Origin of the sequence: Lysobacter antibioticus HS124, assembly GCF_000336385.2 — a bacterium.
In the GTDB taxonomy this organism is placed as follows: domain Bacteria; phylum Pseudomonadota; class Gammaproteobacteria; order Xanthomonadales; family Xanthomonadaceae; genus Lysobacter; species Lysobacter firmicutimachus.
Window position 1 is genome coordinate 14,436 of the sequence record NZ_HG424473.1, and the last position, 13,440, is coordinate 27,875.

Annotated in this window: 24 protein-coding genes and 2 tRNA genes; all 26 read right to left on the minus strand. The window is 64.4% G+C overall.

Annotated elements, in window-relative coordinates; translation table 11 throughout:
- Positions 1-11: 11 nt before the first annotated feature.
- The 26 genes from rpsM to TX83_RS07560 all read right to left on the minus strand — a co-directional run bounded on the left by rpsM (position 12) and on the right by TX83_RS07560 (position 13,387).
- The gene (gene rpsM / locus TX83_RS07435) at positions 12-368 is read right to left on the minus strand and encodes a 30S ribosomal protein S13 (RefSeq protein ID WP_064747304.1); all 357 of its coding nucleotides are present in this window, start codon (positions 366-368) and stop codon (positions 12-14) included.
- 235 nt (positions 369-603) lie between these two features.
- On the minus strand, positions 604-1,977 hold the full coding sequence (gene secY / locus TX83_RS07440) for a preprotein translocase subunit SecY (protein ID WP_064747305.1): 1,374 nt from the start codon (positions 1,975-1,977) through the stop codon (positions 604-606).
- 7 nt (positions 1,978-1,984) lie between these two features.
- Positions 1,985-2,428 (minus strand): 50S ribosomal protein L15, encoded by a 444-nt coding sequence (rplO, locus tag TX83_RS07445; RefSeq protein WP_064747306.1) that lies wholly within the window; start codon positions 2,426-2,428, stop codon positions 1,985-1,987.
- On the minus strand, positions 2,428-2,625 hold the full coding sequence (rpmD, locus tag TX83_RS07450; RefSeq protein ID WP_064747307.1) for a 50S ribosomal protein L30: 198 nt from the start codon (positions 2,623-2,625) through the stop codon (positions 2,428-2,430). The genes rplO and rpmD overlap by 1 nt, the downstream gene beginning before the upstream one ends.
- Positions 2,618-3,157 carry a 30S ribosomal protein S5 gene (rpsE, locus tag TX83_RS07455; RefSeq protein ID WP_064747308.1) on the minus strand — a complete coding sequence of 180 codons (540 nt, stop codon included), beginning with the start codon at positions 3,155-3,157 and terminating at the stop codon, positions 2,618-2,620. The genes rpmD and rpsE overlap by 8 nt, the downstream gene beginning before the upstream one ends.
- 166 nt (positions 3,158-3,323) lie before the next feature.
- Positions 3,324-3,677 carry a 50S ribosomal protein L18 gene (rplR, locus tag TX83_RS07460; protein WP_064747309.1) on the minus strand — a complete coding sequence of 118 codons (354 nt, stop codon included), beginning with the start codon at positions 3,675-3,677 and terminating at the stop codon, positions 3,324-3,326.
- A 66-nt stretch (positions 3,678-3,743) separates the two neighbouring features.
- Entirely contained in the window at positions 3,744-4,271 is a 528-nt protein-coding gene (gene rplF / locus TX83_RS07465; protein WP_064747310.1) for a 50S ribosomal protein L6, read from the minus strand.
- A gap of 15 nt (positions 4,272-4,286) precedes the next feature.
- Positions 4,287-4,685 carry a 30S ribosomal protein S8 gene (rpsH, locus tag TX83_RS07470; protein ID WP_064747311.1) on the minus strand — a complete coding sequence of 133 codons (399 nt, stop codon included), beginning with the start codon at positions 4,683-4,685 and terminating at the stop codon, positions 4,287-4,289.
- A 152-nt stretch (positions 4,686-4,837) separates the two neighbouring features.
- On the minus strand, positions 4,838-5,143 hold the full coding sequence (gene rpsN, locus TX83_RS07475) for a 30S ribosomal protein S14 (protein ID WP_064747312.1): 306 nt from the start codon (positions 5,141-5,143) through the stop codon (positions 4,838-4,840).
- Positions 5,144-5,158: 15 nt separating this feature from the next.
- A complete protein-coding gene (gene rplE, locus TX83_RS07480) occupies positions 5,159-5,701 on the minus strand; it encodes a 50S ribosomal protein L5 (RefSeq protein ID WP_057948545.1) in 543 nt (180 codons plus the stop codon).
- Positions 5,702-5,712: 11 nt separating this feature from the next.
- Complete coding sequence (gene rplX, locus TX83_RS07485; protein ID WP_064747313.1) at positions 5,713-6,027, minus strand: 50S ribosomal protein L24; 315 nt, start codon at positions 6,025-6,027, stop codon at positions 5,713-5,715.
- Between the two features lie 16 nt (positions 6,028-6,043).
- Entirely contained in the window at positions 6,044-6,412 is a 369-nt protein-coding gene (rplN, locus tag TX83_RS07490) for a 50S ribosomal protein L14 (RefSeq protein WP_064747314.1), read from the minus strand.
- A 15-nt stretch (positions 6,413-6,427) separates the two neighbouring features.
- Positions 6,428-6,697 carry a 30S ribosomal protein S17 gene (gene rpsQ / locus TX83_RS07495; RefSeq protein ID WP_064747315.1) on the minus strand — a complete coding sequence of 90 codons (270 nt, stop codon included), beginning with the start codon at positions 6,695-6,697 and terminating at the stop codon, positions 6,428-6,430.
- Between the two features lie 9 nt (positions 6,698-6,706).
- The gene (gene rpmC / locus TX83_RS07500; RefSeq protein WP_064747316.1) at positions 6,707-6,892 is read right to left on the minus strand and encodes a 50S ribosomal protein L29; all 186 of its coding nucleotides are present in this window, start codon (positions 6,890-6,892) and stop codon (positions 6,707-6,709) included.
- Positions 6,892-7,305, minus strand: coding sequence for a 50S ribosomal protein L16 (rplP, locus tag TX83_RS07505; protein WP_055902334.1), 414 nt, complete (start codon positions 7,303-7,305; stop codon positions 6,892-6,894). Before rplP ends, rpmC begins: the two co-directional genes overlap by 1 nt.
- A 6-nt stretch (positions 7,306-7,311) precedes the next feature.
- Complete coding sequence (gene rpsC, locus TX83_RS07510; RefSeq protein ID WP_064747317.1) at positions 7,312-8,055, minus strand: 30S ribosomal protein S3; 744 nt, start codon at positions 8,053-8,055, stop codon at positions 7,312-7,314.
- Between the two features lie 13 nt (positions 8,056-8,068).
- Positions 8,069-8,404 carry a 50S ribosomal protein L22 gene (rplV, locus tag TX83_RS07515; protein WP_056176302.1) on the minus strand — a complete coding sequence of 112 codons (336 nt, stop codon included), beginning with the start codon at positions 8,402-8,404 and terminating at the stop codon, positions 8,069-8,071.
- 10 nt (positions 8,405-8,414) lie between these two features.
- Positions 8,415-8,684 (minus strand): 30S ribosomal protein S19, encoded by a 270-nt coding sequence (gene rpsS / locus TX83_RS07520; RefSeq protein WP_057943874.1) that lies wholly within the window; start codon positions 8,682-8,684, stop codon positions 8,415-8,417.
- 6 nt (positions 8,685-8,690) lie between these two features.
- Positions 8,691-9,518 carry a 50S ribosomal protein L2 gene (gene rplB, locus TX83_RS07525; RefSeq protein ID WP_064747319.1) on the minus strand — a complete coding sequence of 276 codons (828 nt, stop codon included), beginning with the start codon at positions 9,516-9,518 and terminating at the stop codon, positions 8,691-8,693.
- Positions 9,519-9,528: 10 nt separating this feature from the next.
- Positions 9,529-9,825, minus strand: coding sequence for a 50S ribosomal protein L23 (rplW, locus tag TX83_RS07530; protein WP_064747320.1), 297 nt, complete (start codon positions 9,823-9,825; stop codon positions 9,529-9,531).
- Entirely contained in the window at positions 9,822-10,433 is a 612-nt protein-coding gene (rplD, locus tag TX83_RS07535; RefSeq protein ID WP_425605950.1) for a 50S ribosomal protein L4, read from the minus strand. Before rplD ends, rplW begins: the two co-directional genes overlap by 4 nt.
- Positions 10,434-10,439: 6 nt before the next feature.
- Complete coding sequence (gene rplC / locus TX83_RS07540) at positions 10,440-11,093, minus strand: 50S ribosomal protein L3 (protein ID WP_064747321.1); 654 nt, start codon at positions 11,091-11,093, stop codon at positions 10,440-10,442.
- Between the two features lie 10 nt (positions 11,094-11,103).
- Positions 11,104-11,415, minus strand: coding sequence for a 30S ribosomal protein S10 (gene rpsJ / locus TX83_RS07545; RefSeq protein WP_022968186.1), 312 nt, complete (start codon positions 11,413-11,415; stop codon positions 11,104-11,106).
- 516 nt (positions 11,416-11,931) lie between these two features.
- Complete coding sequence (gene tuf / locus TX83_RS07550) at positions 11,932-13,122, minus strand: elongation factor Tu (RefSeq protein WP_064747322.1); 1,191 nt, start codon at positions 13,120-13,122, stop codon at positions 11,932-11,934.
- Between the two features lie 71 nt (positions 13,123-13,193).
- Positions 13,194-13,269 (minus strand) — tRNA-Thr (locus TX83_RS07555).
- A 44-nt stretch (positions 13,270-13,313) separates the two neighbouring features.
- Positions 13,314-13,387 (minus strand) — tRNA-Gly (locus TX83_RS07560).
- Positions 13,388-13,440 lie beyond the last annotated feature (53 nt).

The following is a 13,440-nucleotide window of genomic DNA, read 5'->3' on the forward strand; positions in this document are numbered from 1 at the left end:
TCTAGGTCCCCTTACTTCTTGATGGCCTTGCGCGGACCCTTACGGGTACGAGCATTGGTCCGGGTACGCTGACCGCGCAGCGGCAGGCCGCGACGGTGACGCAGGCCGCGATAGCAGCCCAGGTCCATCAGACGCTTGATGGCGATGCCGATTTCGCGGCGCAGGTCGCCTTCGACCACGAACTTGCCGACCTCGGCGCGCAAGCGCTCGACTTCCGGCTCGGACAGGTCGCGGATCTTGGTGGTCGAGGTCACACCTGCGGTTTCGCAGATCTGCTTCGAACGGGTACGGCCGATGCCGTAGATGCTCTGGAGCCCAACCCAGACATGCTTCTGGGCAGGCAAATTGACGCCCGCAATACGCGCCATAACGCGATCTCCAACTGGTTTGGCGGCCAGGACGGATTAATCCTGGCGGAGTGAACTGGAAATTGTATCTAGGTCTCGGGTTAATAGGAAGCCCCGCGGCACCAGAGGTGCCACGGAACTCCGGCATGGGGAGTGTGCCCATGCTCCGGCGACGAGTCTGAACTGGCTGAATGAGGCGATGCCCTGCCCCCCCCTCAGCCCCGCGCGCTACTCTGGCGCGCGAACCGGTCCTGACTCACCCGCGCGCGAGACCGCCGCGCGAGCCGCCCTTCAAGTTCGCTTTCTTCAACAGGCTTTCGTACTGATGCGACATCAGATGAGCCTGGATTTGAGCGATGAAATCCATCACCACGACCACCACGATCAGCAGCGACGTGCCGCCGAAGTAGAACGAGGTGCCCAGTTGGGTACGCATGACCTCCGGCAGGAGGCAGACGATCACCAGGTAAATCGCGCCGGCCGCCGTCAAGCGGGTCAGCACGCCATCAACGTAGTCCGCCGTCGCCTTGCCCGGACGGATGCCCGGAATCAACGCACCCGACTTCTTCAGGTTGTCGGCGGTTTCCTGCGAGTTGAACACCAGCGCCGTGTAGAAGAACGCGAAGCCGACGATCAGACCAGCATACAGGATCATGTGCACGGGTTCACCCGGATTCAGCCATTGGCTGAGCCGTTGCAGGAACCCGGAGAAGCCGCTGCCGCTGTTGTTCTGGGCGAACCAGGTCGCGGCGGTGGCCGGGAACATGACGATGCTGGAGGCGAAGATCGCCGGGATCACGCCCGCCATGTTGAGCTTCAGCGGCAGGAACGACGCCTGGTTCATGTAGGCGTTGCGCCCGCCCTGGCGCCGGGCGTAGTTCACCGTGATCCGGCGCTGGCCGCGTTCGACGAACACGACCAGGTAGGTGAAGCCGACCACCAGCAGGACCACGACGATGGCCGCGATCGCGCTCATGTCGCCGTTGCGGATCTGCTCGAACATCTGCAGCAGCGCGGCGGGCAGGCCCGCGACGATACCGGCGAAGATGATCAGCGAAACGCCGTTGCCGACGCCGCGCTCGGTGATCTGCTCGCCCAGCCACATCAGGAACATGGTGCCGGCGGTCAGCGCGATCACCGCGGTCAGGATGAAGCCCATGCCCGGCGAATACACCACCGGCACGCCATTGGGCGCCATGCTCGACTGCAGGCCCGCGGCGATGCCCCAGGCCTGGAACACGGCCAGCGGAATCGCGCCCATCCGCGACCACTGGTTGATCTTGCGCCGGCCCGATTCGCCTTCCTTCTGGATGGCCTTCAGGCTGGGCACGATCTGCACCAGCAGCTGGACGATGATCGATGCCGAGATATACGGCATCACGTTCAGCGCGAACAGGCTGAAGCGATGCAGGGCGCCGCCCGAGAACATGTTGAACATGTCCACGATCGTGCCCTGCTTGGTCGACATGAATTCGACCATCGCCTGCGGGTTGACGCCCGGCACCGGGATGTAGCTGCCGATGCGGTAGACGATCAAAGCGCCGATCACGAACAGCAAACGCTGACGGAGCTCGGTGAACTTACCGAGCCCGCCACCGAGGCCAGCCATCGCGTTGCCGCTCCGCGCCATGCGTCGGTTACTCCTCGACCTTGCCGCCGGCCGCTTCGATCGCGGCCTTGGCGCCGGCCGTGGCCAGCACACCCTTGAGCACGAACTTCTTGGTCAGCTCGCCCTTCTTGACGATCTTGGCCTGCTTGGCCGTGCTCGGGACGAGCTTGGCGGCCTTCAGCGCGGCGAAATCGACGTCGCCGGCGTCCAGCTTGTCCAGCTGGTACAGCAGCACTTCGGCGGTGTCCTTGGCCAGCTTCGAGCGGAAGCCGATCTTCGGCAGGCGGCGCTGCATGGGCATCTGGCCGCCTTCGAAGCCGGCCTTGATCTTGCCCTTACCGGCGCGCGCGAACGAACCCTTGTGACCGCGACCGGCGGTCTTGCCCAGGCCCGAACCGATGCCGCGACCGACGCGAGTACGCTCCTGACGAGCGCCGTCGGCCGGCTTGAGAGTGTTGAGACGCATGATGATTACTCCTCGACCTGGACGAGGTAGTGAACCTTGTTGATCAGGCCGCGCACCTGCGGGCTGTCCTTCAGTTCACGCACGTCGTTGAGCTTGTTCAGGCCCAGCGCCTTCACCGACAGGCGGTGACGCGACTGGGTGCCACGCAGACCCTTGACCAGACGCACCTTGACGGTGCCGGTACCGGCTTCGTTCTTAGCCATTGAGGAGATCCTCCACCTTCTTGCCGCGCTTGGCCGCGATCTTGGCCGGCGAATGCATGTCGGTCAGGCCCTTCAGGGTAGCGCGGACCAGGTTGATCGGGTTGCGCGAACCCACGGCCTTGGCCAGCACGTTCTTGACGCCGACCGCTTCGAGCACGGCGCGCATCGCGCCGCCGGCGATCACGCCGGTACCTTCCGAAGCCGGCTGCATGAACACGCGGGCGGCGCCGTGACCGGCCTTGACCGAGTGCCACAGGGTGCCGTTGTTGAGCTCGACGTTGGCCATGCTCTTGCGGGCGTACTCCATCGACTTCTGGATCGCGACCGGCACTTCGCGCGCCTTGCCGTAACCGAAACCGACCTTGCCGTTGCCGTCGCCCACCACCGTCAGCGCGGTGAAGGTGAACTGGCGACCGCCCTTGACGGTCTTGCTGACGCGGTTGACCGCGATCAGCTTCTCGATCATGCCGTCGTCGATCTCTTCGCGGTTGCGATCGCGATCGCGACCCCGCGGTTCACGTTCGTTAGCCATTGCTATATCTCTGTAGTTGAAAGGATTTGCGACTTGGCCGCTTATCGTTGTGGGCTGCAGCGGATGTTTCGCCGACGGGGCACTAATCCTGTCGGCGCCCGACCCTGAACCCGAGCCGGCGGGGAATGCGTTCAGGCGTGGGGGCGAGCCCCCACGCCTTCAAGCCTTAGAACTGCAGGCCGCCTTCGCGAGCGGCTTCGGCCAGCGCCTTGATGCGGCCGTGGTAGCGGTAGCCCGAGCGGTCGAACGCGACCTTCTCGATGCCCGCGGCCTTGGCGCGCTCGGCGATGATCTGGCCGACCTTGGTCGCGGCGTCGGCGTTCTTGCCGTTCTTCAGGCCTTCCTTGACTTCGGCCTGCACGGTCGAGGCCGAGGCCAGGACGCGCGAACCGTCGTGGGTGAAGACCTGGGCGTACAGGTGCTGACCGGTGCGCAGCACGGTCAGGCGCGGCACGCCGAGTTCACGGATGTGCGCACGGGTCGACTTGGCGCGGCGCAGGCGGGCGATGTTCTTCTTCATGATCTGGTCTCCGAAAGCTGAAAGCTTGGTGTCTCGGGGGCCGGCGAGGGGCCGGCGCCCTACCCGTTAGGCCTTCTTGGCTTCCTTACGGATGATGACTTCGCCGGCGTACTTCACGCCCTTGCCCTTGTAGGGCTCCGGCGGACGGAAACCGCGAATCTTGGCGGCGACTTCGCCGACGCGCTGCTTGTCCGCGCCCTGGACCAGGATCTCGGTCTGGGTCGGGGTGGCCAGCGTGATGCCTTCCGGCGCCTTGAACACGACCGGATGGGAGAAGCCCAGGGCCAGGCTCAGGTCCTTGCCCTGCATCGAGGCGCGGTAACCGACGCCGACCAGCTCGAGCTTGCGCTCGAAGCCTTCCGACACGCCCTTCACCATATTGGCGAGGATGGCGCGCAGGGTGCCGGTCAGCGGGATCAGCGCGGCGTCTTCGGTCACGAAGACGGCCTCGTTGTTCTCGACCTTCAGGTTGATGGCGGCCGGCTTGGCGATCGACAGCGAGCCCTTCGGGCCCTTGGCGACGACGGCGTCGGCCTGAACGTTGATTTCGACGCCCTTCGGCAGGGCGATCGGCTTCTTGGCAACTCGGGACATGGGTCTATTCCTCCCTTAGGCCACGAAGCACAGGACTTCACCGCCGACGCCCTGCTGGCGCGCCTGCGCATCGGTCATGATGCCCTTCGAGGTGGAGATGATGGCCACGCCGAGGCCGCCGAGGACCTTGGGCAGCGCGTCCTTGCCGCGGTACTGACGCAGGCCCGAACGGGAGTAGCGCTCCAGGCGCTCGATCACCGGCTTGCCTTCGTAGTACTTCAGCGAGATTTCGAGTTCGGACTTGCCGCCACCGAGATCGGTGACGCGCGAATCCAGGATGTAGCCCTCGTCCTTCAGCACGGCGGCGATGGCCACCTTCACCTTGGACGACGGCATCTTCACCGTCTGCTTGCGCACAGCGGCCGCATTCTTGATGCGGACCAGCATGTCGGCGATGGGATCAGTCATGCTCATTAAAAGTCACCTATGAGTAGCACCGATATCCGCGGGATTGCGAATTTCAGTTGTATTTGCAACGTTGCAACAACGCCAGCGCGGCCCGGAGGCCGCGCTGGTGGGTCCGTCCCCGGGCTGGAGCCCGGGGAGCCGGCAAGCATAACAGACTTTTACCAGCTTGCCTTGCGCAGGCCCGGAACGTCGCCGCGCATGGTGGCTTCGCGCAGCTTGTTGCGGCCGAGGCCGAACTTGCTGTACACGCCACGCGAGCGGCCCGACAGGGCGCAGCGGTTGCGCTGACGGCTCGGCGAGGAGTCGCGCGGCAGCTTCTGCAGCTTGACCACGGCGTCCATCTTCTCTTCGTACGAAGCCGATTCGCTGGAGATGATCTTCTTCAGCGCTTCGCGCTTGGCGGCGAACTTCTTCACCAGCTTGGTCCGCTTGAGGTCGCGGTTGACCATGGAGGTCTTAGCCATTGTTCGATCCTAGCCTCAGTTGCGGAACGGGAAGCGGAAGGCTTCGAGCAGGGCCTTGGCCTCGGCGTCGGTCTTCGCGGTCGTGGTGATCGCGATGTCCATGCCGCGCAGGGCGTCGACCTGGTCGAAGTCGATTTCCGGGAAGATGATCTGTTCCTTGACGCCCATGTTGTAGTTGCCGCGGCCGTCGAACGAACGGCCCGACACGCCGCGGAAGTCGCGGACGCGCGGCAGCGAGATGTTGATCAGGCGGTCCAGGAACTCGAACATCTTGGCGCGGCGCAGGGTGACCTTGGCGCCGATCGGCCAGCCGTCGCGGATCTTGAACGAAGCCACCGACACGCGGGACTTGGTCACGATCGGCTTCTGGCCGGCGATCTTGGTCATGTCGGCGACGGCATTTTCCAGGATCTTCTTGTTGGTGGCGGCTTCGCCCACGCCCATGTTCAGCGTGATCTTGACGAGGCGCGGCACTTCCATCGGGTTCTTGTAGCCGAACTTTTCAGTCAGCGCCGGAACCACTTCTTTCTTGTAGAACTCTTCGAGCCGGGTGGTCATTTCAGCATTCCTCAGGCGTCGACCGCCTCACCGCTGGAGCGGAACACGCGCAGTTTGCGTCCATCCTCCAGCACCTTGAAACCGATGCGTTCGCCCTTGCCGGTGGCCGGGTTGAACAGCATGACGTTGGAAATGTGGATCGGCGCTTCGCGCTCGACCACGCCGCCCGGCTGGTTGGCCTGCGGGTTCGGCTTGGTGTGGCGCTTGACGACGTTGATGTTCGCGACGACGACCTTGTCGCCGAGCACGCGCACCACGTCGCCCTTCTTGCCCTTGTCCTTGCCGGCGGTGACGATCACCTGATCGCCCTTCTTGATACGGTTCATGGTCTAGTTCCTCCGCTCAGAGCACTTCGGGCGCGAGCGAAACGATCTTCATGAACTTCTCCGAGCGCAGCTCGCGAGTCACGGGCCCGAAGATACGGGTGCCGATCGGCTCATGCTTGTTGTTGAGCAACACCGCAGCGTTGCCATCGAAGCGGATCAGCGAACCGTCCGGGCGACGAACGCCCTTGCGGGTGCGGACCACGACGGCGTCGTAGACGTCGCCCTTCTTGACCTTGCCGCGCGGAATCGCGTCCTTCACGGTGACCTTGATGATGTCGCCAATGTGCGCGTAACGGCGCTTGGAGCCGCCGAGCACCTTGATGCACATCACTTCCTTGGCACCGGAGTTGTCGGCCACGTCGAGGTAGCTTTGCATCTGGATCATGGTTCAGCCCTCCTCTTATTCGGCCGCGCGGCTGACGATTTCAACCACGCTCCAGTTCTTGGTCTTGGACAGCGGAGCGATCTCCTTCACGCGCACGATATCGCCTTCCTTGCAGGCGTTCTCGGCGTCGTGAGCGTGGAGCTTGGTCGAGCGACGGATGTACTTGCCGTACAGCGCGTGCTTGACCTGGCGCTCGACGAGCACGGTGACGGTCTTGTCCATCTTGTTGCTGACGACCCGGCCTTCAACCGTGCGCAGCGCCTTCTCTGTCTTGTTGTCGGTCATGGCGGATCCTTACTTCTTCTCGCCCAGCAGCATGTTCACGCGAGCGATCTCGCGGCGAACACGGCGGGCCTCATGGGTCTTGGCGAGCTGACCGGTGGCCTTCTGCATGCGGAGAGCGAAGCTCTCCTTATGCAGTTCGACCAGGTGAGCCTTGAGCTCGTCAGCCGACTTCTCGCGCAGTTGCTTGAGTTCCATTAGCGCACCGTCCGGGTAACGAAAGTGGTGGTCACCGAGAGCTTGGCGGCGGCCAGGCGGAACGCTTCGCGCGCCACGTCTTCGGCCACGCCTTCGATCTCGTAAATCATGCGACCGGGCTGGATCTGGGCGACCCAGTACTCGACGTTGCCCTTACCGGAGCCCATTCGGACTTCGATCGGCTTCTTGGTGATCGGCTTGTCCGGGAACACGCGGATCCACATCTTGCCGCCGCGCTTGACGTAGCGGCTGATCGAGCGGCGGGCCGCTTCGATCTGACGCGCGGTCAGCTGGCCGTGAGCGGTCGCCTTGAGGCCGTATTCGCCGAAGCTGACGGCATTGCCGTTCCAGCTCAGGCCCTCATTGCGGCCCTTGTGTACCTTGCGGTACTTGGTTCGCTTGGGTTGCAACATGGCGGATTACCTCTGTTCGCGGGCAGGACGGCCCGGGCGGTCGTTACGATCACCGCGATCGCCGCGGTCACCACGCTCGCTGCGCGGCGAATCGTCCTGCTTCTCCTGGCCGACCTGGGAGAAGTCGAACACTTCGCCCTTGTAGATCCAGGTCTTGATACCGATGATGCCGTAGGTCGTCTTGGCTTCGGCGAAGCCGTAGTCGATGTCGGCGCGCAGGGTATGCAGCGGCACGCGGCCTTCGCGATACCACTCCGAACGCGCGATCTCGGCGCCGTTCAGGCGGCCGGCGACGTTGACCTTGATGCCCAGGGCGCCGAGGCGCATCGCGTTGCCGACCGCACGCTTCATCGCGCGGCGGAACATGATGCGGCGCTCGAGCTGCTGCGCGATCGACTCGGCGACCAACTGCGCGTCGAGTTCCGGCTTGCGGACCTCGGTCACGTTGATGTGCGCCGGAACGCCCATCAGCGCGCTGACTTCCTTGCGCAGCTTCTCGATGTCCTCGCCGCGCTTGCCGATCACCACGCCCGGACGGGCGGTGTGGATCGTGACGCGGGCGTTGTTCGCCGGACGCTCGATGAAGATCTTCGAGATGCCGGCCTGAGCCAGCTTCTTGCGCAGCATTTCGCGAACCTTCAGGTCAGCCGCCAGGTACTCGGCGTACTGCTTCTTGTTGGCGAACCACTTGGAATTCCAATCCTTGGCGATGCCCAGGCGGATTCCGGTCGGATGAACTTTATGACCCATTGTCTACTCCGCCTTACTTGCCGGCGCCCACAACCACAGTGATGTGGCTGGTGCGCTTGAGGATGCGGGTGCCGCGGCCCTTCGCACGCGCCATGAAGCGCTTCAGTGCGGGACCCTCGTCAACCATGATGGTCTTGACCTTGAGCTCGTCGACGTCGGCGCCCTGGTTGTTCTCGGCGTTGGCGATGGCGGACTCCACGACCTTGCGGATCAGTGCAGCAGCCTTCTTGTCCGAGAACTTCAGCAGGTTGACGGCGCGCTCGGCGGACAGACCGCGCACCTGGTCGGCGACCAGGCGGGCCTTCTGCGGGGAGATGCGCGCGGTGCGCAGGATGGCTTTCGCTTCCATGGTCATCTCCTTACTTGCCCGACTTCTTGTCGCCGCCGTGACCCTTGAACGTACGGGTCAGGGCGAACTCGCCAAGCTTGTGGCCAACCATGTTTTCGTTGACCAGCACCGGGATGTGGTTCTTGCCGTTGTGGACGGCGATCGTGAAGCCCACCATCTCCGGCAGCACCATCGAACGGCGCGACCAGGTCTTGATCGGCTTCTTGTTGTTGCCCGCCGTTTCGACCTTCTTCATCAGATGATGGTCGACGAACGGGCCCTTCTTCAGTGAACGTGCCATGTTCGATTAACCCCTGCGATCGCGCACGATGAATTGCGTGGTGCGCTTGTTCTTGCGCGTCTTGTAACCCTTGGTCGGAACACCCCACGGGGTGACCGGATGCGGGTTGCCCTGGCCAGCCTTCGCCTCACCGCCACCGTGCGGGTGGTCGACGGGGTTCATGGCCGCGCCGCGAACGGTCGGCTTGATGCCGCGCCAACGCTTGGCGCCGGCCTTGCCGAGCTTCTCCAGGTTGTGCTCGTCGTTGCCGACTTCGCCGATGGTGGCGCGGCACTCGACCGGCACCTTGCGCATTTCGCCGGAGCGAAGACGCAGCGTGGCGTAGCCCTGCTCGCGAGCCACCAGGTAGGCGCTGGCGCCGGCCGCGCGGGCCAGCTGGGCGCCCTTGCCCGGCTTCATTTCGACGCAGCACACGGTGGAGCCGACCGGGATGTTGGTCAGCGGCAGCGTGTTGCCGACGCGGATCGGGGCGTCGCGGCCCGCGATCACCTGGTCGCCGTCCTTCAGGCCCTTCGGGGCGATGATGTAACGACGCTCGCCATCGACGTAGCACAGCAGCGCGATGTGCCCGGTGCGGTTGGGATCGTATTCGATCCGCTCCACGCGCGCCGGAATACCTTCCTTGTCGCGCTTGAAGTCGATGATGCGGTAGTGCTGCTTGTGACCACCACCGATATGACGGGTGGTGATGCGGCCGTGGTGGTTACGACCGCCGCTCTTGCTCTGCTTTTCGACCAGCGCCGCGTGCGGCGCGCCCTTGTGCAGGCCCGGCGTCACGACGCGGACCGCGTTGCGGCGGCCGGCGGAAGTGGGCTTGAAAGTCATCAATGCCATGGATCTTTCCTCAGGCCTTGGCCATCACGTCGATCGACTGGCCTTCGGCCAGCTTCACGTACGCCTTGCGCCAGTCGCCGCGACGGCCCATGCGGAAACGGAAGGCCTTGTTCTTGCCCTTCACGTTGACCACGTTGACCGCCTCGACCTTGACGTCGAACAGCTTTTCCACGGCGACCTTGATGTCGGCCTTGGTAGCTTCGGTCGAGACTTCGAAGACGTATTGGTTGGAAACTTCCTGCAGACGGGCGGTCTTTTCGGACACGCGCGGCGCGCGGATGATGCTGTAGAGCTTGGCGTCGTTCATGCCAGCCACTCCTCGATCTTCTTGACCGCCTCGGCGGTGAACACGACCGAGTCGGCGCCGACGAGGGCGACCGGATCCAGGCCCTGGACATCACGCACTTCGACGTACGGCAGGTTGCGGGCCGAGAGGTACAGATTCTCGGTCGCGTCTTCGGTGACGATCAGCGGACGCTGGCCGACCGACAGACCCTTCAGCTTCTCGATCAGGCCCTTGGTCTTCGGAGCGTCGATCTCGAAGCTCTCGACGACCGTGATGCGGCCCTGACGGTTCAGCTCGGACAGGATCGCGGCGATCGCGGCGCGATACATCTTGCGGTTGACCTTCTGCGCGAAGCTGCGCGGCTTGGCCGCGAAGGTCACGCCGCCGCCGACGAAGATCGGAGCCGTCAGCGCGCCATGACGCGCGCCGCCGCCCTTCTGCTTCTTCGACTTCTTGGTCGTGCCGTTGACTTCGGCGCGGGTCTTCTGCGCCTTGGTGCCGGCGCGACCGGCGTTGCGGTAGGCAACGACCACCTGGTGGACCAGGTCTTCGCTGAACTCGCGGCCGAAGATCGCGTCGGAGACCGACAGCGTCTTGCTGCTGTTGTTGATGGTGAGTTCCATCGTCATCTCTCCTTATGCCTTGCTCGAGGGACGGACGATGACGTCGCCACCCGGCGCGCCCGGCACGGCGCCCTTGATCGCGATCAGGCCGCGCTCGGCGTCGACCTTGACCACTTCAAGACGCTGGGTGCTCTGCTGCACGGCGCCCATGTGGCCGGACATCTTCTTGCCCGGGAAAACGCGGCCCGGGGTCTGGCGCTGGCCGATCGAGCCCGGCGCGCGGTGCGACAGCGAGTTGCCGTGCGTCGCGTCGCCCATGCGGAAGTTCCAGCGCTTGATCGTGCCCTGGAAGCCCTTGCCCTTGGTCACGCCCTGGACGTCGACCAGCTGGCCGGCTTCGAAGATGTCGGCCTTGATTTCGCCGCCGACTTCGAAAGCGCCGATCTGGTCGGCTTCCACGCGCAGCTCCCACAGGCCGCGACCGGCTTCGACCTTCGCCTTGGCGAGGTGACCGGCTTCCGGCTTGTTGACGAGCGCAGCGCGGCGCACGCCGACCGTGACCTGCACGGCGCTGTAGCCGTCGGTGTCTTCGGTCTTGATCTGGGTGATGCGGTTCGGGGTCGCCTCGATCAGGGTCACCGGAACCGACTTGCCGTCTTCAGTGAAGAAACGGCTCATGCCGGCCTTGCGACCGACGATGCCCAACGAATACTTCTTCGCGGTCATGGTGGTTGCCTCAGGTCAGCTTGATCTGGACGTCGACGCCCGCCGCGAGCTCGAGCTTCATCAGCGCGTCCACGGTCTTGTCGTTGGGGTCGACGATGTCGAGCACGCGCTTGTGCGTGCGGGTCTCGTACTGGTCGCGCGCGTCCTTGTCGACGTGCGGGGAGACGAGAACGGTGTAGCGCTCGATCTTGGTCGGCAGCGGGATCGGGCCGCGCACTTGCGCGCCGGTCCGCTTGGCCGTCTCGACGATCTCGCTGGCCGAGCGGTCGATCAGTCGATGATCGTACGCCTTCAGCCGGATCCGGATCTTTTGGTCCGCCATGACGGAATTCCTTGGTTAAAAGAGCGACGGGACGGCTTCTGGGTGCGCCGGCCCCACGAAAACGCAAACACTCCAGGGCAACACCCTCGCCCCGGAGCTTCCTTGCCTGGAAAAGCTAAGGCGGCCCGGTCACCCGGCCCGCCCAGACTGAGCAGAACGCACGAAGCGCCCCGTCTAGCGTTCCTTGGAAGCCCTGCATTCGGGGCCCGGAACGTACGGAGCGCGGCCGTGCGACATATCCCTGTCTGGCGAATACGAGGCGCATCCTGCCCCTCATTTCGCTGGTTGCGCCCGACCCTAAAAACGAGCCGGACGCGGTGGTCGCGCATTCTAACCGCATCGAACCGGGCAGCGCAAGTCGACGCCCTGCCCCGCCCTAGCGGCGAATCCTGACCCCATTCAGCCAACCCGCCAGCGACGGGCGGGAGGCCGGAAACGCCTGCGGCGACCCGAGGGTCGCCGCAGGAATAAAGCGATCGAGCGAACCGACCGACCGGACCTGCCGGCCGGAACGGATTACTTGATGATCTTCGCCACCACGCCGGCGCCGACGGTGCGGCCGCCTTCGCGGATCGCGAAGCGCAGGCCTTCGTCCATCGCGACCGGGTTGATCAGGGCGACGGTCATCTTCACGTTGTCGCCCGGCATCACCATTTCCACGCCTTCCGGCAGGGTCACGGCGCCCGTGATGTCGGTGGTGCGGAAGTAGAACTGCGGACGGTAGCCCTTGAAGAACGGGGTGTGACGGCCGCCTTCGTCCTTCGACAGCACGTACACCTCGGCTTCGAACTCGGTGTGCGGGGTGATCGAACCCGGCTTGGCCAGCACCTGGCCGCGCTCGACGTCGTCGCGCTTGGTGCCGCGCAGCAGCAGACCGGCGTTGTCGCCCGCCTGACCCTGGTCCAGCAGCTTGCGGAACATTTCGACGCCGGTGACCGTGGTCTTCTGGGTCGGACGGATGCCGACGATTTCGATTTCGTCGCCCACCTTGATGATGCCGCGCTCGATACGGCCGGTCACCACGGTGCCGCGGCCCGAGATCGAGAACACGTCTTCCACCGGCATCAGGAACGGCTTGTCGATCGCGCGCTCCGGCTCCGGAATGAAGGTGTCCAGCGCGTCGACCAGCTTCAGGATCGCCGGCACGCCGATTTCGCTCTGGTCGCCTTCCAGCGCCAGACGGGCCGAACCGTGGATGATCGGGGTGTCGTCGCCCGGGAACTCGTACTTGGTCAGCAGCTCGCGCACTTCCATCTCGACCAGCTCGAGCAGCTCGGCGTCGTCCACCATGTCGGCCTTGTTCAGGAACACGACGATGTACGGCACGCCGACCTGACGCGACAGCAGGATGTGTTCGCGGGTCTGCGGCATCGGGCCGTCAGCGGCCGAGCACACCAGGATCGCGCCGTCCATCTGCGCCGCACCGGTGATCATGTTCTTCACGTAGTCGGCGTGGCCCGGGCAGTCGACGTGCGCGTAGTGGCGCGTCGCCGATTCGTATTCCACGTGCGCGGTCGAGATCGTGATGCCGCGAGCCTTTTCTTCCGGCGCCGCGTCGATCGCGTCGTACGCCTTGAACTCGCCACCGAAACGCTCGGCGCCGACCTTGGTCAGAGCGGCCGTCAGCGTGGTCTTGCCGTGGTCGACGTGACCGATCGTGCCGACGTTCACGTGCGGCTTGGTGCGCTCGAATTTACCCTTGGCCATGGCTGTCGCTTCTCGTATGTGGGTCTAGATGTCGCGGTGGCTGTTGGTAAAGCAGCCGGTACTGCAATGAATGGTGCTCACGACTGGAATCGAACCAGCGACCTCCTCCTTACCAAGGAGGTGCTCTACCGACTGAGCTACGTGAGCGTGAAACTCGGTGACTGCTACGGCGCGTTGCGGCGGCGATTCAATGGAGCGGGAGACGGGAATCGAACCCGCACCATCAGCTTGGAAGGCTGAGGTTCTACCATTGAACTACTCCCGCGCCGCGTACTGCCGTTACAGCGTTGGAACTTGCTTTGTTGCCCGCCCCGAACC